This is a genomic window from Microbulbifer sp. HZ11 (assembly GCF_000708675.1).
In the GTDB taxonomy this organism is placed as follows: Bacteria; Pseudomonadota; Gammaproteobacteria; order Pseudomonadales; family Cellvibrionaceae; genus Microbulbifer.
In genome coordinates this window covers 1,392,236-1,411,072 of record NZ_JELR01000002.1, presented here as the reverse complement: position 1 = coordinate 1,411,072, position 18,837 = coordinate 1,392,236, and the positions used below count along the sequence as shown (strand labels likewise).

Genomic DNA, 18,837 nt, shown 5'->3' with positions numbered 1-18,837 from the left:
CTGTCAGATCTCCCAGCGCACTCACATCCCACTGATGGCCGATCCGGTCAGGGAGGATCAGGTAGAAGCGATAATTTTACCCCGGTAAAATTGACTGAAATTAAATTCAGGGTAATAATATTTTACCTGGGTAATAATAAAGTTGAATATCATGACAAATGAGTATGTGGCGATTTATGAGCAGTCGCTGATAGCGCAAGGCCCGCTGGAGACCATTGTTCGCGAAACCATGGCTCGTGGTGATGGGATAGAGCCGATCGTGCTGGAGATAGAATCCTGCAAGCGCATTGAGATCGAATGGCATGGCGATCCCGATACGGTGCTCGCGCGCCTGCACGGGCACTCAGACTCTGCCCGGGGAAAGCGCGGGCGACCCAAGCTCGGGGTGAAATCAAAAGAGGTCACACTGCTGCCACGCCACTGGGAATGGCTGGCAACGCAGCGCGGTGGTGCTTCGGTAACACTGCGCCGCCTTGTGGATGCCGCAATGAAAAACGCCACCGCAGAAGAACGTATCAGCATGAAACAGAATCAGTTGTACAGCCTGCTGTCTGTTTTCGCCGATGCACCGGGATTTGAAGAGGCCGCGCGCGCCATGTACCGCAATAGCCGCATCGGATATGAAAAGGCTATTTCCCCTTGGCCGGAGGATATAAAAGTTTTGCTTCTGCAGAAATTTGATGACATTGCTGCCATTCATCAGGGGAAGGATAGCGAAGCAAGCTAGTCCTCCACGCGAAATAACCGTCTGGCGGGTGGTTTCGCATTCCCGCATACCCGGGAATTTTCTATTAAGCTCATAAGTGCGCCTGCTCTTAAGCCCCGGGTGTACATTGCGAGCCAGTATGCGACGAACCAAGCACACACACATCCCGGACTCTGAATTCAGAGTGAAGAGCCCATTGCGCTACCTGCCCAATGCCCTGTCACTACTGCGTATTGCACTTATTCCGGTAATTTTCTGGCTATCGCTCACTCATCAGCATTTAGCCGCACTGGTGGTTTTCTGCGTGGGCGCATTAAGTGATTTGCTGGACGGGTGGGTGGCACAGAAATTTGGGCTTCAATCCCGGTTCGGATCCTATCTCGACCCCGTAGCGGACCGCCTGTATATCCTGTGTTTGATACCGCTGTTGTGGCACTTGGGTGCCATCAGCGGTACTTACACTGTGCTCCTCATCACGCGTTTTACGATTCAGCTAAGTGCATTTCCCGTACTGTTGTGGTGGCTGAAAAAAAACTTTTATGCGAAACCAGGGTGGCTGTCGCGCAGCGCTATGCTGATTGCGTTTTTAATACTGGGGATGGGTTTAGCTGATCAGGTTGCGATAGAGCGGTTTGATGAGTCATCCGCAGCGGAAAATATTTTTGATAGCACCGTGGAAGCGCTGACGGTGATCGGCTGTATTCTGGAAATCTGGGTGTTGATGAAATTTATTCCACGCTACTGGGATATTATTCGCGGGCGTGCCGATACCTTTGAATAAAAATACCGAAAAATACTGTGGTGGTATCAATGCCGCCAGAATGCGGGTGTGAGTAAAACCAGCAGCGTGAAAATTTCCAGTCGCCCCATCAGCATTGCCAGAATCAATAAGCACTTGGCCACACCATTGACTTCACCATAGTGAGATGCCGCATCCCCCAGTGCCGGGCCGATATTACTCAGGCAGGACGCAACTGTAGAAAATGAGGTGACAAAATTTTCGCCGGTTGCCATGACCAATATGGTCAGGATAAAAAACGACAGAATATAAATCGCAAAAAATCCCCACACCGCATCCGTTACCCGCGGCGGCACAATTTTCCGGTTCACCTTGATCGGCACTACGGCATTGGGGTGGACCAGACGATTGAGTTCGCGCATACCCGATTTTACGATCAGCATTACCCGCACCGCCTTGATGCCCCCGGAAGTGGAACCGGCACAGGCTCCCATAATGCCGAGCAATAGCAAAATATAGGGCAAAAACGCGGGCCAGATCGCGAAAGTCTCGGAGCCGAAGCCAGCGGTAGTACTGATGGAAACCACCTGGAATACACCGTGCAGGAAGCTGCCACGCATATCGAATGTGCCGGACATGTAGAGGTAGCTTATGATGATTGCACAGGCCCCGGCGGTAACGAGAATGTAGAAGCGAAACTCGGAATCCTTCCAGTAGTGCTTCACCGTACGATTGCCAAGTGCGTAGAAGTGCAATCCGAAGTTGATCGCGGCGGTGAGCATAAAAATGATGGCGATCGCCATGATGGCGTTATTGTGGGCGTAAAACCCCATGCTCGCGTCGTGGGTAGAGAAGCCGCCGTTGGCGACGGTGGAAAACGCGTGACCAATGGCGTCGAATACGGTCATTCCCGCCCACCAGTAGCCAATACCGCACAGCACCGTGAGCGCGATATAAATCACAAACAGCGCCCGCGCGGTTTCCGCAATGCGCGGGGTCAGCTTGGTGTCCTTCACGGGCCCAGGCATTTCTGCCTTGTACAGCTGCATGCCCCCGATACCGAGCATCGGCAGAATGGCCAAGGCAATTACAATCACGCCGATACCACCGAACCACTGCAGCTGCTGCCGGTAATAGAGAATGGCTGGTGGCAGGGTGTCGAGGCCGACAATGGTGGTGGCCCCGGTAGTGGTAAGCCCGGAGATGGATTCAAAAATGGAATCCACCACGTTGAGATCCGGCTCCGGGCTGATAATCAGGGGCAGGGCACCAAAACTGCCCAGGATAAGCCAGAACAGCGAGGTCACTACGAACCCGTCGCGGGTGCGGAGGTCCTGCTTTAGGTCGTGTACCGGCAACCACATCAGCAGGCCAGTCAGCAGGGTAATGGCAAAGGCGATGGTGAAGGCGATATGGGTGCCGTCCTCATACCACAGAGATACGCCGATGGGCGGCAGCAGCGTCAGGCTGAATACCGTCAGCAGAATACCGAAGACCCGCGCTATGACCGCTAATCGCATTAACTCGATTCCTGCCGTCAGAAGAAACTGAAGCCGACCTGGAACAGTTGCTCCACGTGGCGGGTATGGCGACGGTCGACAAGGAACACGATCACGTGATCGTCCGACTCTACGACAATATTGTCGTGCGCGATCAGTACCTGGCTCTCGCCATCCCGTTCGCGCACGATGGCACCAATACTGGCGCCTTCCGGCAGGTCGATATCCTCTATTTTTCTTCCCACCACTTTGGAGGTGCGATTGTCCCCGTGGGCGATGACTTCAATGGCTTCGGCGGCGCCGCGGCGCAGGGAGTGCACATTCACCATGTCGCCACGACGCACGTGGGTGAGCAGGCTGCCAATGGTGTTCTGTTGGGGTGAAATGGCAATATCAATCTCGCCGCCCTGTACCAGATCGACGTAGGCGCGATTGTTGATCAATGCCATCACTTTGCGGGTGCCAAGGCGTTTGGCCAGCAATGACGACATGATGTTGGCTTCGTCATCGTTGGTCAGCGCGAGGAACACGTCGGTGTCTTCAATGTTCTCTTCCAGCAGCAGGTCCTGGTCGGAGGCACTGCCGTGGAGGACGATGCTGTTGCTGAGCTCTTCCGAAAGAAAGATACAGCGGTCGTGATCCTGCTCGATGACTTTTACCGAGTAGCGATTTTCCAGTTTGGTAGCGAGACGCAACCCGATATTGCCGCCGCCGGCGATGGTGATGCGCTTGTAGCCCTGTTCCAGCCGGCGCAGTTCGCTCATGACCGCGCGGATGTCCTGCTTGGCGGCGATAAAGAAGACTTCGTCGCCGGCTTCGATGACGGTGGAGCCCTGGGGAATGATGGGGCTGTTGCGGCGATAGATGGCAGCGACGCGGGTGTCTACCTTGGGCATATGTTCGCGCAGGTAGCGCAGCTGATGGCCTACCAGTGGTCCGCCCTGGACGGCGCGCACGGCGACGAGCTGGACCCGACCGTCGGCGAAGTCGAGAACCTGCAGGGCACCGGGATGTTCGATCAGTCGGGAGATGTATTCGGACACGATCTGCTCGGGGCTGATAAGCACGTCGATGGGGATCGATTCGGTGGAGAAGAGTTCCGGATACTGCAGATACGCGGAGGCGCGTACGCGGGCAATTTTGGTGGTGACCCGGAACAGGGAGTGAGCGATCTGACAGGCGGCCATGTTGGTTTCGTCGTTGTTGGTGACGGCTACCAAGATGTCGGCGTCTTCGATGCCGGCTTCCTGCAGGATGTCCGGGTGGGAGGCGTGCCCCTGGACGACGCCGATGTCGATTTTGTCGCGGAGCTCGCGCAGGGTTTTCTCGTCGCTGTCTACCAGAACAATGTCGTTGCGTTCCGAGGCGAGGCTTTCTGCCAGTGATCCACCGACCTGGCCGGCGCCGAGAATGATGATTTTCATAAAATGCGATTGGGCCCGTGGTTTCTGGCCTTTGTGCCACGCTCGGCAAAATGTTCTTTTGTGAGCGCGGTGGCGGCCGGGCACCGGGTACGGGTTTTCAGGACCGCTGTGAACCCATCCCTGGGCGCTTCGGCGCAAACATCCTGTTTGCGACGATCCTGAAAACCCGCACCCGGCACCCGTCCTTCAATTTTTACTATTGTGCTTCGTTAGTGCGGACGAACCATTCTGTAGGGTGGATAAGCGAAAGCGCATCCGCCAAAGAATTACGCATCCTGTGCCTTTTCGAGCTTCGCGTAATAAAACCCATCACCCGCATGGATTCCCGGCAGCAACTGCATACCCGCATCCTGCGGCAGCCCCCAAGGCTGCTCAATCAGCAATTGCGGCGTATTGTCCCTCGCATCCGGTGTCTCCGCAATGAAGCGCGCCACTTGAGCGCTGTTTTCCTCGGGGAGTATGGAACAGGTGGCGTAGAGGAGGGTGCCACCGGGTTTTAACAGGCGCCACATTGCACGCAGGATTTTGCCCTGAAGCGCGGCCAGCTCGGGGATGTCTTCGGCGCGGCGCAGGAGCTTGATATCGGGGTTGCGGCGAATGACGCCGGTGGCGGAGCAGGGGGCGTCGAGGAGGATGCGGTCGAATTGTTCGCCGTCCCACCAGTGTTCGGGTTCGGCGGCGTCTGCACAGATGATCTGGGCGCCAACACCGAGGCGTTCGAGGTTTTCGATGACGCGGTCGAGGCGGTCTTCTTCGATGTCCAGCGCGCTCAGGTCGAGCTCCGGTTGAATCTCGAGCAGGTGGCAGGTTTTGCCGCCGGGGGCGGCGCAGGCGTCGAGGATTTTTTCGTTGGGCTGCGGGTCGAGCAGGGTGCCGGCCAGTTGCGCAGACTGGTCCTGGACGCTGACCAGGCCGTCTTCAAAGCCGGGCAGGCGGCTGACGGCGACGGGGTTTTCCAGCACAAGTCCGGCGGCGGAGTATTCGCATGGCTGGGCGGGGATGCCGGCGTCTTTTAGCTGCGCCAGGTATTCGTCGCGGGTGTTTTTGGAGAGATTCACCCGCAGGGTCATGGGCGGGTTTTCGTTGTTGGCGGTGAATACGGTGCGCGCCTCACTGCCCCAGGCGGCTTTGATGGCCTGCTGCAGCCACTCGGGGTGGGCGGAGCTGAACTGGGGGTTGCCGGAGAGTTTGCGCGTCAGTGTTTCCTTATTGCGCAGGGCATTGCGCAACACGCCGTTGACGACCCCACAGGCGTGGCCGAGTTTGAGGGCCCGTGCGGCCTCGACGGTGGCGCCGATGGCGGCGTGGTCGGGGATGCGCGTGTATTCCAACTGGTACAGACCTACCAGCATCAGTGCGGCCAGTTCTTCATCTTTAATAGGTTTTTTCGACAGTTTGCCGAGGATCAGCTCCAGTCGCGGCGCGAAGCGCGCGGTGCCGTAGCAGAGTTCGCGCAGCAGCGAGCGGTTCTTGCCGTTGCCTTCCGGGTCGTCCACTTGCTTTTCCGCCCACGGCAGCAGCCGCTGCAGTGAGCCGCGGTCCTGATAAAGTCGTGCGATTACCCGCGCCGCCAGTGCTCTCGGATCATTCATTAAAGGTACCCTTGTTTTCGGGACTCAGTGTGATGCCCGCGGCGAACAGCTCGCGGTAGCCTTTCAGAATCTCCGCCACCGGCAGCGCCTTCTTGCCCGGCAATTGTAGTTGCGTCAGACGCAACGCCTCGCGCCCGCAGGCCACAAGAATACCTTCATCGTCCGCACTCAGAATCGTGCCCGGTACATCGGTATGACAGCCCTGTTCCAGCTCTGCGGAATAAACCCGCAAGCGCTGGGGCTTACCCTTGCCATCGAGATATTCCGTCCAGCACACCGGAAATGGATTGAACGCTCGAATCAGCCGCTCCAGTTCCGCTGCTGGCCGCGCCCAGTCCAGACGCGCCTCTTCTTTGGATATCTTGCCCGCATAATTTGCCAGTGCATCGTCCTGAACCTGCGGCTGCGCCGTGCCGCTCTCCAGCAACTGCAAAGCCTCCAGCAGTGCCGGCCCACCGAGGCCTGCCAGCTTGTCGTGCAGGCTGCCACCGGTCTCACTTGCCGTTATGGCTGTACGGGCTTCTACCAACACCGGCCCGGTATCCAGCCCCGCCTCCATCTGCATAATCGCCACGCCACTTTCGGCATCCCCGGCTTCCACCGCCCGTTGAATCGGCGCCGCCCCGCGCCAGCGCGGCAACAGCGAGGCGTGAACATTCACACACCCCAGACGCGGCGTATCCAGTACCACCTGTGGCAGGATCAGCCCGTAGGCCACCACCACCATCAGATCCGCATTCAGCGCCGCCAGCTCCTTCTGCGCCTCTTCATCCCGCAGGGACAGCGGCTGATACACCGGAATATCGTGCTCCAGCGCCAGCTGTTTCACCGGGCTCGCCAGCAGCTTCTTGCCGCGCCCCGCGGGACGGTCGGGCTGGCTGTAGACCGCGATCACATTGTGTTCACTGTCGAGCAGGGTTTGCAGGTGTACGGCAGCAAAGTCGGGGGTGCCGGCAAAAATGATATTCAGGCTCATGGAAAATGCTTTCAGAAAAGAAGGTGTGGGCTCGACGACGAAGCTTAAAACTAGGATGCGAAGGCTGGGTGCCGGGGAGTTGCTTTCAGAAGCGTCGGCGACAGGGACGTCGCCGCCGCAGCGTACAAGGATGTATACACAGCGGTTCTGAAAGCAACTTCCCAGTGCCCTGCCGCCCAAAGACCGGCTTCAAGGCGCCGGCCTAGGGGATCAAGCTCTCTGGCGATGTGCCTTCTCAAGCTTGGAACGAATACGGTTGCGCTTGAGCGGCGAGATGTAATCCACAAACAGTTTGCCATCGAGATGGTCGATCTCGTGCTGGATGCACACTGCCAGCAGCCCCTCAGCCTCCAGCGCATAGGTTTCGCCATTGCGATCCAGCGCCTTCAGGCGGATCTTGCGCGGACGCTGCACCGTCTCGTAGAAACCAGGTACCGACAGGCAACCCTCATCGTACTTGTGAATCTCTGGGTCCAGCACCTCAACCTCCGGGTTGATCAGTACCAGCGGCTCACTCTGATCCTCCGACACATCAATCACCACAATGCGCTCATGCACATTGACCTGTGTCGCCGCCAGGCCCACGCCTGGCGCCTCATACATCGTCTCGAACATATCGTCGATCAACGTACGGTGCTCATCCGTCACCTCAGCAACGGGTTCCGCCACCTTGCGCAGACGGGGATCGGGGAATTCTAGGATTTCCAGTTTGGCCATAACACCTGTGACAAACTTCTAGTCTTAGTGGAACTTGCGCTGATAACATAATGATCGCGCTTGAAATTTGCTGAATTGGGGGGCTGTATCCGCACACTGGCCGACAAGCCAGCTGGCGTTCTATTGCTTCCCGCCCCGGCGACATCAGCCGCCACCGGTTCAGCGCTGTGAGATTATAGCGATATAAACCCGCAGTGATAGCCGTATAAAGATTCAGCAGATTCTTTAGCAGACAGTAAGGCCCCAGCGCTCGCGACAAAAAAAGCATAGGAATGCTTCCATGAAAAAAATAATCCTGGCCGCCGCCGCAACCCTGTTGGCGACCTTTGGCCTGCAGGCGCAAGACGCGCGCCTCAAGCCTGACCACCCGGACACCTATGTCGTACAGAAGGGTGACACCCTCTGGGACATCTCCGGTACCTTTCTCTCCCAGCCCTGGTACTGGCCAGAGATCTGGCAGGTGAACCCCCAGGTAGAGAACCCCCACCTTATTTATCCCGGTGACCGCCTGAACCTCGTATATGTCGACGGCCAGCCGCGCCTGCAGCTGGATCGCGCGCCTACTGCCTACAAGCTGAGCCCGGCGAGCAACAACCGCCTCGGTCCGTCCGTACGCCGCGAGCCTATCGGTACCGCCATCCCGGCGATTCCCCTGGATGCGATCAACGCCTTCCTGTCTCGTACCCGCATTGTGGGTCCGGGTGCTTTCCAGGGCGTACCTTACGTAATTTCCGGCCAGGATCAGCGCATCCTGATGGGTGCCGGTGAGAAGATTTACGCCCGCGGCGATTTCCGCGAGCCCCTCGCCTCCTATGGTATCTACCGTCCCGGTCCGGTCTACGCCGATCCCTTTACCGGGGAAGAGCTCGGCCAGCAGGCCCTGGACGTGGGCTCTGTGGACCTGCGTCAGCTGGATGCGGACAATGCCAACAGCGAATTTGCCGTCGCCACCCTGGATGTGACCCGCACCAGCCGCGACATCCGCCTGCAGGACCGCCTGTTGCCGGTTGAGGAGCGCGCTATTGCCGCGCTGTTCCAGCCGGGTGCGCCGTCTGTTCCGGTGGATGGCGTCATCCTCGGTGTGGAAGAGGGGGTCACCCAGGTTGCCAAATACGACGTGGTGGCCATCAACCGCGGCCTGCGTGAAGGCCTGCAGCCGGGTCATGTGCTGGCGATCTACAAACGCGGCGCCACCGTGCGCGACCAGATCGCCCGTCAGAACGTCAAGCTGCCGGACGAGCGCGCCGGCGTACTGATGGTATTCCGCAGCTTTGAGAAAATGAGTCTGGGCCTGGTACTGGAAGCGGACAAACCGCTGGCGGTGATGGACCTGGTGCGCAACCCGTAGGAATCACTGAAGAGCTACCGCGCGGGCGGCCACCACCAGCCACCCGCTGCGCTTTTCGGCGATCCCCACCTGGCGCCGAACACGATTAAATAAGGAATACGCATGGATGCGTTGACCGCGACTCTCGCACTCCTTCGTCTTGAGGGTATAGGCCCCGGCCTCTACTGGCAGCTGGTGGAGCGATTTGGCTCTGCCGAAGCCGCACTCCAGCAATCCCCGCAACAACTCCCCCGCAAATTGTCGCCACGTGCTCAGGCACAACTGGCAGAACTCCAGCGCCTTGCGCTGGATAGCGAACTCGGCCAGTGGGCCCTTGCCGAGCGAGAGCGCTGTGCGGAAGCCCGTATCTTTCAGCTGCATTGCGAAGACGACGGCTACCCATCGCTGCTGCGTGAAATCCATCGGCCGCCACCGTTACTGTATGTGGCTGGCGACCCCGCGGCACTGTCGCTGCCTCAGATCGCGGTGGGGGGCCCACGCCGCGCCAGCCGCGCCGGGCTCGACAACGCGGAAGCCTTTTCCGCCGACCTCGCTGCGGCGGGCTTTGCCATCACTTCCGGGCTGGCGCTGGGTGTTGATGCCTCGGCCCACAAGGGGGCCCTGCGCGGCGAGGGTAAAACCGTCGCGGTGCTTGGCACCGGTGTGGACCGCATCTACCCGGTGCGCAATGCGGTACTGGCCGAGCAGATTGTTGCCAGTGGCGGGGCTATTGTGAGTGAAATGCCCCTGGCGACGGCCCCGGAGGCCGCTAACTTCCCCCGGCGCAACCGCATCATTGCCGGGCTGAGTCTCGGTACCCTGCTGGTGGAGGCGGCGGTGCGCTCCGGCTCACTGATTACCGCGCGCCTGGCACTGGAGCAAAATCGCGAGGTGTTCGCGATTCCCGGCTCCATTCACAACCCCATGGCCCGGGGCTGCCATCATATGATCAAGCACGGCGCACACCTGGTGGAAACCAGCGCAGATATCGTTGCGCAACTGGGGGGACTGCTGTCGGGTATGGTGGAACAGCAATCGCTGTTCGATGGGTTGGCATCTCCGGCAGACCAGTTGTCACCGCAGCAGCGCGACATTATTGCTGCACTGGGGGGCGACCCCCGCAGTATCGAGCAGCTGGCTCGTGACACCGGAGGTGATACCGGTGATTTGATGGCGACCCTGTTGCACCTGGAACTGGAGGGCTTGGTGGAACAGCTACCCGGCGGTTATCAGCTTACCGGTAGCGGCGCCAAAACCCTGGCCGGACTGGTGGAATAACAAAAAAGCCGTTACGGTCACTCCTGAAATTTGATCGAAAATCCCATGGAGTGACCCCCGATGGATCTGTTCCGATTCCTCTCCCGCTTCTCCCCCCTGCAAAGCACCCTCGCGCCAATGGCGGCGGTTCTGGCAATGGGTGGTTCCCCTGGCGCGCTGGCCGCAGAAGTGCCGCTGGAAAAACTCAGTCTTCCCGAAGGCTTCAAGATCGAGGTTTATGCGGAGGATGTACCCAACGCGCGGCATATGGCCCGCGGAGAAAAAGGCACGCTGTTTGTGGGCTCCCGTCGCGCCGGTAAAGTCTACGCGATCGTAGACAACGACGGGAATCACAAAGCGGATGAGGTGAAAGTCATCGCCGAAGGGCTCAAGTTGCCCACCGGCGTGGCCTTCAAGGATGGCGACCTCTACGTGAGCGCGGTCACCAGCATCCTGCGCCTTGACGATATCGAGTCCCGTCTCGACAACCCGCCCAAGCCGGTCACCATCACCAATCAGTTTCCCGACAAACATCACGGTTGGAAGTACATCGCATTCGGCCCTGACGGCTGGTTGTATGTGCCTATCGGTGCGCCCTGCAATATCTGCGAAGAAAAGGATTATGCGAATATCCAGCGCCTCAAGATCGAGGGTGACAAGGTAGTGAAAACCGAAACCTGGGCCGAGGGCGTGCGCAACACCGTGGGCTTTACCTGGCACCCCGAGACCAACCACCTGTGGTTTACCGATAACGGCCGCGACATGCTGGGTGATGACACACCACCCTGCGAGCTGAATACCGCACCGGTTGCGGGCAAACACTTCGGCTATCCCTACTGCCATGGCAAGGATGTACTCGACCCTGCGTTTGGCGAGGGCAAACAGTGCAGTGCCTACGTTCCACCGGTACAGGAACTGGGCCCGCACGTGGCACCTTTGGGTGTGAAGTTTTACACCGGTGACCAGTTCCCAGCGGAGTATAAAAACCAGGTGCTGATCGCCGAGCACGGCTCCTGGAACCGCAGCAAGAAAATTGGCTATCGGGTGACCATGGTGACCCTGGATGAAAACGGTAATGCCACTTCCTATAAGCCGTTCATCGATGGCTGGCTGCAGGGTGAAGAAGCCTGGGGGCGCCCGGTGGATGTCTTGGTGATGCCCGATGGGGCCCTGCTGGTGTCCGACGACAAGGCCGGCGTCATCTACCGTGTAACCTATCAGGGCTGAGATAAGCTGGCTGACTGGCGCGGGCGGTTGCCGTTGACCGGCCGCGCTCCAGTGCGTTAGTTGTCTAGGCTGGTACTATCCGATAAATTGCCACGCAATTCCGCAGCACGACCCGAAAGAGTCCCAGTCTTGTCAGAAAAAGCCAAACCCGTCGCCCTGGGCGAAGAGAACCCATACAGTCCCCACCTGCCTCACGCCGGCTTTTCCCTGGCCAGTGCCGCGCGCATCCTGGCCGCCGGCGGCGTTATCGCTCACCCCACCGAATCCGTGTGGGGGCTCGCCTGTGACCCGAACAATCCAGAAGCGGTGGCGCGCCTTGTTGGCCTGAAAAACCGGCCATTGGAAAAGGGGTTGATTCTGGTGTCCGGTGATGTGGACCATTTTTCCGGCCTGTTGCACAACCTGTCCGGGGATCAGCGCGCGCGTATCGATGCCACCTGGCCGGGCCCGGTCACCTGGCTGGTCCCACACTTTGACCAGGTACCACCCTGGGTCACCGGGATTCATCACAGTGTCGCCCTGCGCCACACCAGCCACCGTTTTACCGCGGCGTTGTCCCGCGCCTTTGGCGGTCCCATTGTGTCGACCTCCGCCAACCCTGCCGGGTGCCAGCCGGCGCGCCACAAATTCCAGGTGCTGCGCTACTTTGGCAACGACCTGGACTTTGTCGGCGGCGGTAGCACCGGCGGTCGTGCCTCACCCAGCGAAATACGGGACGCCGCCAGTGGCCGTATCGTGCGCGCCGGCTAGCCCGGGGCGAGCTGTCAGTCCGCGAACCCATTGTGTGAGAAGTTTATGAGTACTATCGATATCCAGGCCGTCAAAGAGTATCTGCTGGGATTGCAGGATCGCATCTGCGCGGAACTGGTGGCCATGGACGGCCGTGAGTTCTTGGAGGATGCCTGGGAAAGAGACGGCGGCGGCGGTGGCCGCACCCGGGTGCTGGAAAATGGCAATGTGATCGAAAAGGGCGGAGTGAATTTCTCTCACGTGTTCGGCGATAAACTGCCCCCCTCGGCAACCGCCGCGCGCCCGGAGCTGGCAGGCCGCTCTTTCCAGGCCATGGGTGTCAGCCTGGTGATTCATCCGAAAAATCCCTACGCACCCACAAGCCACGCCAACGTGCGCTTTTTTGTTGCCGAAAAAGAGGGTGCGGAGCCGGTGTGGTGGTTCGGCGGCGGTTACGATCTGACCCCCTATTACGGCTTTGAGGAAGATGTGGTGCACTGGCACCAGACCGCCAAAGACGCCTGCGCACCGTTTGGCGAAGATATTTATCCGCGCTTTAAAAAATGGTGCGATGAATACTTTTATCTGAAACACCGCGACGAGTCGCGCGGTGTGGGCGGACTCTTTTTTGACGATTTTAGCGAAGGTGGTTTTGATAATGCCTTCGCGTTTATGCAGGCGGTTGGCGATTCCTATGTGGATGCCTATCTGCCGATTCTGATAAAGCGCAAGGACACCGAATACGGTGAGCGCGAGAGGGACTTCCAACTGTACCGCCGCGGTCGCTATGTGGAATTCAATCTGGTGTTCGACCGCGGCACCCTGTTCGGCCTGCAAAGCGGCGGCCGCACAGAATCCATTCTGATGTCCCTGCCATCGGAAGTGCGCTGGCGCTACAACTGGCACCCGCAAGCGGGCAGCCCGGAAGAAAAGCTCTATACGGATTTCTTGCCACACCGGGAGTGGGTGTAAATTAGCTCCGTGGCGGTGCCGCTACCGGGTGTCCCTTTGCGAGACACGCCGTGAACCCATCCCTGGAGGCTCTTCTAAAACATCCCTGTTTTAGAAGGTCTCGCAAAGGGACACCCGGCATCGGCACCTTCTCATCAAGCTCGGTAGCAATTAACGGAATATTTGGTTCTTGGAAGGAAATAGCCATGCACAAGGCCCGTCTCGAAGATATCAACAAACTGTTCCTCGAATACCGTCGCCTGTTCGAAGCCCGCAACGCGGAGCAGATCGCTGATTTTTATCGGTTTCCAATCCACTACTATTTTTCCGACGGTAAAAAATCCCAGCTCAGCCGCGAGTACTTTATTGGCCGGGTAAAAAAGCTTTTAAACCTGTACCAGAAACTGGGCGTTACCCAGATCGTCGGTGCGGTTACCGATGTCATCGAGCTGAACGAAAATACCAGTCTTGCTACTCTCAACTGGGTGCTGCTGGATGCGAGCGGTGAAAAGCCGAAGCAGATCTACAGCGCGATTACGCGCTATATGGTGTGTGATTTTGACGGCGAACTGAAAATTGATGGTTTGATCGGGGTGAATGAAACCAGCCAGATCAAGCAGGCGCTAAAAACGTAAAACAACTGAAAAACGGAAGCTGAGAGAAGTAAAACAACATGGACAAGTACGCCGTCATTGGTAACCCGATCAAGCAGTCGATGTCGCCAGTAATTCACACAGCCTTTGCCAAAGAAACCAATCAGGATCTGGAATACGGCAAGCTGTTCGCAGAAGTGGATGGCTTCAAGGCGGTGGTGGATGAATTTTTTATCAGTGGCGCGAGAGGGCTGAATGTCACCGCGCCGTTCAAGCTGGATGCGTTTGAATACGCCGATGAACTGACCGAGCGCGCGCGCACTGCGGGTGCGGTGAACACTCTGGCGCGACAACCGGACGGAACTTTCCTTGGCGACAATACCGATGGGCCGGGGCTGGTCTCGGATATCCGCGATCATCTGGGCTGGGCTATTGCCGGCAAAAAAGTGCTGGTACTGGGTGCCGGTGGTGCTACCCGCGGTACTTTGCTGCCGCTGCTGAACGAGAGGCCCGCACAATTGCATATCGCCAATCGCACCGCGTCCAAGGCGCAACAACTGGCAGAGGACTTTGCCAGTTATGGCCGCATTACCGCTGGTGGCCTGAACGAGGTGCCGGAGGGGTTCGACCTGATCATCAACGCCAGCGCAGCGAGCCTGTCTGGTGAACTGCCGCCCCTGTCACCGCGGGCACTGGGTGAAGGCTGTCGCGTCTACGACATGGTATACGGCGCTCAACCGACACCGTTTATGCACTGGGCCGTGGGCCACGGTGCTGAGGTGTCGGACGGCCTGGGAATGCTGGTTGGTCAGGCGGCGGAGGCGTTTGCCCTGTGGCGGGGAGTGCGTCCATCGGTAGAGCCGGTACTGGCCATGTTGCGGGAGCAGCTAAAGGCCAAGCCCTGACCCAGAATCCCTTTTCTTCGGTTTGCCCTGTCCGGGGGCGCACTCCAGGTGTCGTGACCATGCCGCCACACTATCGTTGGGGTGGCAAAAGCCGCGCGAATCCCACTCAGCAGCATGCAGATCCTGCGGACAGGGCCGCCGGCCTCCACTAAATGCCCACGAAAACCGGCGGAAAGCCCCGTACTGCGTGCTTTCTCGCTGAGTTTTGGTATCCTCACGCCCCTTAATTTGGGGCGGTCGGTCGCTTTTTGGGCGGCTCGGGACCGAAACCAGTGTGTTGACGAGCCACTGCCGGGTATTCCTTCCCTCAGCTCGCTCAACCCTGGCCCGTATAACCCTGGAGTGTGCAGCAAGTGAATCAGCTTCCGTTTGAAAAAGTCACCATCGTAATGGGCTCCCAGTCCGACTGGCCGACCATGGAAATGGCGACCAAGCCCCTGACCGATCTGGGCGTGCCCTTTGCCACTGCCGTGGTCTCTGCCCACCGCACCCCACAGCGCATGGTGGAGTTCGCCACCACCGCTCACGAGCGCGGCACCCAGGTGATCATCGCCGGCGCCGGCGGCTCCGCGCATTTGCCGGGCATGATTGCCGCGATGACCCCGCTGCCGGTGATCGGCGTGCCGGTGGCGAGCAAATTCATGACCGGCATGGACAGCCTGCTTTCCATCGTACAGATGCCCAAGGGCGTGGCGGTAGCCACCCAGGCCGTGGGTGCCTCCGGTGCTTTCAATGCGGGCCTGATGGCTGCGCAGATGCTGTCTCTGACCGATCCGGAACTGCAGAAGCGTCTTATTCAGTGGCGCGAACAGCAGAGCGCCGGCGTTCCTTTTGAAGTCGAATAAGCGACGTTGATTCAACCTGTTAGCGATTACTGAACGAGTACGAGGTGTAGCGGAAATGACAGCCAGACGTGTAGGTATTGTCGGTTGTGGCCAGCTGGCGCAGATGATGGCCCAGGAGGCCCGCCCGCTGGGTATCGAGTTCAGTTTTCTCGCCGAAGGTGGTGAGAACACTACCTGTGTGGAAGGGCTCGGCACCATTGTTAATCCTGGGGCGGTGAATGCGGAGAACAGCGCGGATATCGAAGTGCTGTACAAAGCCATGGGCAGCCCGGAAGTCATCACCGCCGAACGTGAGGGCGTCGATGCCGGCCTGCTGCGCGCGCTGGAAAAATTCTGCCCGGTGTACCCGCGCCCGGATGCGTTTGAAAAAACCCAGCACCGCGTGCGCGAGAAAACCGCGATTACCGACGCCGGCCTGCCGGTGGCACCTTTCCGCCCCGCCAACAATTACGATGATATTTGTGCGGCGGTAAAAGAGCTGGGTTATCCGTCGTTTATCAAAAGCTGTGAGAACGGCTACGACGGCAAAAACCAGTGGCGTGTGAACAGCGACGAAGATCTGGCGGCCATCGCCGACCAGGTGCCGGAACAGGAATACGTGGTAGAGAAGGGCATCAACTTCTCCCGCGAAGTGTCTTTAATTGGCGCGCGCACCGCGGACGGCAAGGTGGTGACCTATCCGCTCGCAGAGAACGATCACTACAACGGCACCCTGCTGGTTTCCACCGCGCCGGCGCCCCATGTGGATGAGAAGCTGCAGACCACCGCGGAAGAATATCTCTCCACTCTGATGAACGCCTGGGATTACGTGGGCGTACTGGCGATGGAGTGCTTCGTCACCGACGACGGTCTGCTGATCAACGAGCTGGCGCCGCGGGTACACAATAGCGGACACTGGACTTTGGCCGGTGCCAAAACCAGCCAGTTCGCCAACCATGTGCGCGCGATTCTCGGTATGGAACTAGGTGATACCACGGCAGAGCGCCCGGCTGTCATGATCAATATGCTGGGTGTGGACAAAAAGCCCGCGCTGCAGAATGAAGGTGTCTGGTCCTACGGTAAGGAGCTGCGCCCGGGCCGCAAGATGGGCCACGTAATCCTGCTGGACGAAAGCCAGGACGCACTGGCCACCCGTATCGACAGCATGCTGGAAGAACTCTACGGCCCCAGCAAACGCCCCGCCTGATATTCAAACCCGTTAGCGGTCTTTTCTGTAAGTTCTGGCATACTTTCCCCATTCCCCCGTCAGGAAATTTCCTGACGGGGCGCGAAAAATCGGGGGATGTTTATGCGCGAATTTATAAAAAATCTTTCCATCTGTTTTGCCGCCGGCGGCATCGCCGGGCTGGGCTATGCGCTCGGCCTGTGGGCGCTTGGCCATTACGGTATTACCCGCGCGCTGTCGGTCGATATCGCGCCGCACCTTTCTAATGCCTACATTTATCAGCGGGTGGTATGGGGCGGTATCTGCGGTCTGATTTTCCTGCTGCCCTGGCGCAAGAGCTGGATTACCCGCGGCTTTCTGCTTTCGCTGATTCCCGCGGGGATTCTGTTGTTGGTATTGCTGCCGATGCGCGGCCTGGGCATCGGCGCGCTGGCCCTGGGTACGATGACGCCGCTGGTGATTATTCTGGCCTGTGCGGCAGGTGGTATCGCCGGGTCGGGATGGCTCAGAGCGCAGGGCAAATAACGGAGGAGGGAAATCAAAATTTCGATTCCAAAGGTGGGTGCATGGCGGCTTACGGCTTTAATACCAGCCCCGCGGCAATGGTCAGCATCATGACCGCAATCCCCAGGTCGATAAACCGCCATACGGTCGGGCGAGCGAGCCAGGGTGAGAGCCAGGCGGCACCAATCGCCAGGCCAAAAAACCAGGTGATGGAGGCGCTGACTGCGCCCAGGGCATAGGCACCGGGTTCGGTTTGCTGCGCGCCGAGTGATCCGATCAAAAGCACCGTATCCAGATAGACATGGGGGTTGAGCAGGGTCACCGCCAGCGTCATCATCATTACGCTGGCCAGTGACCGGGCTCTTTCTTCCTTGCCGTTTTCCAGCCCCGCCGGGCGCAGCGCGCGGCGCAGTGCCCGGACGCCGTACCAGCCGAGAAAGGCGGCACCACCCCAGCGGGCAACACTGAGCAACAGAGGGCTTTCCGCCAGCAGTACCGCCAGCCCAAATACCCCGGCACAGACCAGTACCGCATCGCAGAGCGCACAGACTGCCGCGACCTGAAAGTGGTACTCACGCCGCACTCCCTGCGCGAGCAGAAATGCATTCTGCGCGCCAATGGCAATGATCAGGCCCGCGCCGAGCATCAGGCCGTTCAAATAGCTGTGGAACATCGTGTTTCTCTACCCGCTAAGTCAATTCGGTGGCCAGTTTGGCTCGACCTCTGGTATAAGAAAAACAACATTTCCTAATCCTACATTAGTAAAACTGATATGTTCGATTACAAGTTGCTGGCCGCACTCGCGGCGGTGGTAGAGCAGGCGGGCTTTGAGCGGGCGGCGCTGGCCCTGGGGCTGTCGCAGTCTGCGGTTTCCCAGCGGATCAAATTGCTGGAGGCGCGCGTCGGCCAGCCGGTACTGCTGCGCGGGTCACCGCCGAAACCCACGGAAGTGGGACGCCGCCTGCTGAACCATGTGCAACAGGTGCGCCTGCTGGAGCGGGATATTCAGGGGCAGATTCCCGCGTTGATGGAGGCGGGGTCGGGCCCGGAAAGACTGAGAATTGCCATCAATGCCGACAGTCTGGCGACCTGGTGGGGGCCGGCGATTGCGGATTTTTGTAGCGCGCGCAATCTGGTGCTGGATCTGGTGGTGGAGGACCAGGAGGTGGGGCTCAAGCGCATGCGCACCGGCGATGTGGCTGCGTGCGTGTGCGGTGCGGAGAAGGCGGTGTCAGGGGCGCGCAGTATTGCCCTTGGCGCCATGCGCTATCGCGCGCTGGCGAGCCCGGCATACCTGGGTCGATATTTTCCAGATGGGGTCGATACCTTCACGCTGTCAAAATCCCCGGCGGTGGTATTCGGGCCGGATGATTCCCTGCAGCACCGTTTCCTGGAATCCCTGGGTTTTAGCGGGAGTTTTCCCTATCACCTGTGCCCGTCTTCCGAGGGGTTTGTGCAGCTGGTGGCCAATGGTCTCGGCTGGGGGCTGGTGCCGGAGTTGCAGGCGCAGGACGCGCTGGCGCGGGGTGAGCTGGTAGAACTGTTACCCTATCGGCCCATTGATGTGCCGCTCTACTGGCATCATTGGCGTACAGGCGGGGAGTTGTTGGAGGCACTCACCGGCGAGCTGTTGCGCACCGCCGGTAAGCTGCTGATAGCCGGGGACGGCTAGCCGATCTTC

Annotated in this window: 19 protein-coding genes; 13 read left to right on the top strand and 6 right to left on the bottom strand. The window is 59.1% G+C overall.

Translation table 11 applies throughout. The features are described 5' to 3' along the window. Nucleotides 1-151: 151 nt before the first annotated feature. The gene (locus tag AU11_RS13590; protein ID WP_043319848.1) at nucleotides 152-727 is read left to right on the top strand and encodes a DUF2239 family protein; all 576 of its coding nucleotides are present in this window, start codon (nucleotides 152-154) and stop codon (nucleotides 725-727) included. A 175-nt stretch (nucleotides 728-902) separates the two neighbouring features. Next, on the top strand, nucleotides 903-1,487 hold the full coding sequence (locus AU11_RS17830) for a CDP-alcohol phosphatidyltransferase family protein (RefSeq protein ID WP_051687252.1): 585 nt from the start codon (nucleotides 903-905) through the stop codon (nucleotides 1,485-1,487). A 26-nt stretch (nucleotides 1,488-1,513) separates the two neighbouring features. Here the strand turns inward: AU11_RS17830 and AU11_RS13580 are convergent, their stop codons facing one another. From AU11_RS13580 to def, 5 genes are all read right to left on the bottom strand, one after another. Beyond that, nucleotides 1,514-2,965 (bottom strand): TrkH family potassium uptake protein, encoded by a 1,452-nt coding sequence (locus AU11_RS13580; protein ID WP_043319847.1) that lies wholly within the window; start codon nucleotides 2,963-2,965, stop codon nucleotides 1,514-1,516. A gap of 17 nt (nucleotides 2,966-2,982) precedes the next feature. After that, nucleotides 2,983-4,368: a Trk system potassium transporter TrkA gene (trkA, locus tag AU11_RS13575; RefSeq protein ID WP_043319846.1), complete on the bottom strand. Its 1,386-nt coding sequence runs from the start codon at nucleotides 4,366-4,368 to the stop codon at nucleotides 2,983-2,985. Nucleotides 4,369-4,634: 266 nt separating this feature from the next. Beyond that, a complete protein-coding gene (gene rsmB, locus AU11_RS13570) occupies nucleotides 4,635-5,960 on the bottom strand; it encodes a 16S rRNA (cytosine(967)-C(5))-methyltransferase RsmB (RefSeq protein WP_043319845.1) in 1,326 nt (441 codons plus the stop codon). Next, complete coding sequence (gene fmt, locus AU11_RS13565; protein WP_043319844.1) at nucleotides 5,953-6,936, bottom strand: methionyl-tRNA formyltransferase; 984 nt, start codon at nucleotides 6,934-6,936, stop codon at nucleotides 5,953-5,955. Before fmt ends, rsmB begins: the two co-directional genes overlap by 8 nt. A gap of 210 nt (nucleotides 6,937-7,146) precedes the next feature. Then, entirely contained in the window at nucleotides 7,147-7,653 is a 507-nt protein-coding gene (def, locus tag AU11_RS13560; protein ID WP_043319843.1) for a peptide deformylase, read from the bottom strand. Between the two features lie 280 nt (nucleotides 7,654-7,933). Here def and AU11_RS13555 point away from each other — a divergent pair, with 280 nt between their 5' ends. The 10 genes from AU11_RS13555 (at nucleotide 7,934) to AU11_RS13510 (ending at nucleotide 17,177) form a co-directional block, all read left to right on the top strand. After that, nucleotides 7,934-9,001, top strand: coding sequence for a LysM peptidoglycan-binding domain-containing protein (locus AU11_RS13555; RefSeq protein ID WP_043319842.1), 1,068 nt, complete (start codon nucleotides 7,934-7,936; stop codon nucleotides 8,999-9,001). Nucleotides 9,002-9,103: 102 nt separating this feature from the next. Further along, nucleotides 9,104-10,258, top strand: coding sequence for a DNA-processing protein DprA (gene dprA / locus AU11_RS13550; protein ID WP_043319841.1), 1,155 nt, complete (start codon nucleotides 9,104-9,106; stop codon nucleotides 10,256-10,258). Between the two features lie 60 nt (nucleotides 10,259-10,318). Further along, nucleotides 10,319-11,464, top strand: a complete 1,146-nt coding sequence (locus tag AU11_RS13545; protein ID WP_081848115.1) for a sorbosone dehydrogenase family protein — start codon at nucleotides 10,319-10,321, stop codon at nucleotides 11,462-11,464. A gap of 129 nt (nucleotides 11,465-11,593) precedes the next feature. Next, nucleotides 11,594-12,214 carry an L-threonylcarbamoyladenylate synthase gene (locus AU11_RS13540; protein ID WP_231491922.1) on the top strand — a complete coding sequence of 207 codons (621 nt, stop codon included), beginning with the start codon at nucleotides 11,594-11,596 and terminating at the stop codon, nucleotides 12,212-12,214. A gap of 45 nt (nucleotides 12,215-12,259) precedes the next feature. Next, on the top strand, nucleotides 12,260-13,165 hold the full coding sequence (gene hemF / locus AU11_RS13535; RefSeq protein ID WP_043319840.1) for an oxygen-dependent coproporphyrinogen oxidase: 906 nt from the start codon (nucleotides 12,260-12,262) through the stop codon (nucleotides 13,163-13,165). 185 nt (nucleotides 13,166-13,350) lie between these two features. Further along, entirely contained in the window at nucleotides 13,351-13,779 is a 429-nt protein-coding gene (locus tag AU11_RS13530; RefSeq protein ID WP_043319839.1) for a hypothetical protein, read from the top strand. A 38-nt stretch (nucleotides 13,780-13,817) separates the two neighbouring features. Next, nucleotides 13,818-14,642 (top strand): shikimate dehydrogenase, encoded by an 825-nt coding sequence (aroE, locus tag AU11_RS13525; RefSeq protein WP_043319838.1) that lies wholly within the window; start codon nucleotides 13,818-13,820, stop codon nucleotides 14,640-14,642. Nucleotides 14,643-14,995: 353 nt separating this feature from the next. After that, nucleotides 14,996-15,487, top strand: a complete 492-nt coding sequence (gene purE, locus AU11_RS13520; protein WP_043320539.1) for a 5-(carboxyamino)imidazole ribonucleotide mutase — start codon at nucleotides 14,996-14,998, stop codon at nucleotides 15,485-15,487. 55 nt (nucleotides 15,488-15,542) lie between these two features. Continuing rightward, entirely contained in the window at nucleotides 15,543-16,673 is a 1,131-nt protein-coding gene (locus AU11_RS13515; RefSeq protein WP_043319837.1) for a 5-(carboxyamino)imidazole ribonucleotide synthase, read from the top strand. 102 nt (nucleotides 16,674-16,775) lie between these two features. After that, the gene (locus tag AU11_RS13510; protein ID WP_043320538.1) at nucleotides 16,776-17,177 is read left to right on the top strand and encodes a hypothetical protein; all 402 of its coding nucleotides are present in this window, start codon (nucleotides 16,776-16,778) and stop codon (nucleotides 17,175-17,177) included. Nucleotides 17,178-17,226: 49 nt separating this feature from the next. Here the strand turns inward: AU11_RS13510 and AU11_RS13505 are convergent, their stop codons facing one another. After that, the gene (locus AU11_RS13505; RefSeq protein ID WP_043319836.1) at nucleotides 17,227-17,829 is read right to left on the bottom strand and encodes a LysE/ArgO family amino acid transporter; all 603 of its coding nucleotides are present in this window, start codon (nucleotides 17,827-17,829) and stop codon (nucleotides 17,227-17,229) included. A gap of 99 nt (nucleotides 17,830-17,928) precedes the next feature. On the opposite strand from AU11_RS13505, the gene AU11_RS13500 reads away from it, so the two are divergent. Beyond that, nucleotides 17,929-18,828 (top strand): LysR family transcriptional regulator ArgP, encoded by a 900-nt coding sequence (locus AU11_RS13500; protein ID WP_043319835.1) that lies wholly within the window; start codon nucleotides 17,929-17,931, stop codon nucleotides 18,826-18,828. Nucleotides 18,829-18,837: the final 9 nt, after the last annotated feature.

Coding starts and splice junctions, on each gene's coding strand:
- AU11_RS13590 (WP_043319848.1), top strand. CDS start 152: ATGACAAATGAGTATGTGGCGATTTATGAGCAGTCGCTGATAGCGCAA.
- AU11_RS13580 (WP_043319847.1), bottom strand. CDS start 2,965: ATGCGATTAGCGGTCATAGCGCGGGTCTTCGGTATTCTGCTGACGGTA.
- trkA (WP_043319846.1), bottom strand. CDS start 4,368: ATGAAAATCATCATTCTCGGCGCCGGCCAGGTCGGTGGATCACTGGCA.
- rsmB (WP_043319845.1), bottom strand. CDS start 5,960: ATGAATGATCCGAGAGCACTGGCGGCGCGGGTAATCGCACGACTTTAT.
- fmt (WP_043319844.1), bottom strand. CDS start 6,936: ATGAGCCTGAATATCATTTTTGCCGGCACCCCCGACTTTGCTGCCGTA.
- def (WP_043319843.1), bottom strand. CDS start 7,653: ATGGCCAAACTGGAAATCCTAGAATTCCCCGATCCCCGTCTGCGCAAG.
- AU11_RS13555 (WP_043319842.1), top strand. CDS start 7,934: ATGAAAAAAATAATCCTGGCCGCCGCCGCAACCCTGTTGGCGACCTTT.
- dprA (WP_043319841.1), top strand. CDS start 9,104: ATGGATGCGTTGACCGCGACTCTCGCACTCCTTCGTCTTGAGGGTATA.
- AU11_RS13545 (WP_081848115.1), top strand. CDS start 10,319: ATGGATCTGTTCCGATTCCTCTCCCGCTTCTCCCCCCTGCAAAGCACC.
- hemF (WP_043319840.1), top strand. CDS start 12,260: ATGAGTACTATCGATATCCAGGCCGTCAAAGAGTATCTGCTGGGATTG.
- AU11_RS13530 (WP_043319839.1), top strand. CDS start 13,351: ATGCACAAGGCCCGTCTCGAAGATATCAACAAACTGTTCCTCGAATAC.
- aroE (WP_043319838.1), top strand. CDS start 13,818: ATGGACAAGTACGCCGTCATTGGTAACCCGATCAAGCAGTCGATGTCG.
- AU11_RS13515 (WP_043319837.1), top strand. CDS start 15,543: ATGACAGCCAGACGTGTAGGTATTGTCGGTTGTGGCCAGCTGGCGCAG.
- AU11_RS13510 (WP_043320538.1), top strand. CDS start 16,776: ATGCGCGAATTTATAAAAAATCTTTCCATCTGTTTTGCCGCCGGCGGC.
- AU11_RS13505 (WP_043319836.1), bottom strand. CDS start 17,829: ATGTTCCACAGCTATTTGAACGGCCTGATGCTCGGCGCGGGCCTGATC.
- AU11_RS13500 (WP_043319835.1), top strand. CDS start 17,929: ATGTTCGATTACAAGTTGCTGGCCGCACTCGCGGCGGTGGTAGAGCAG.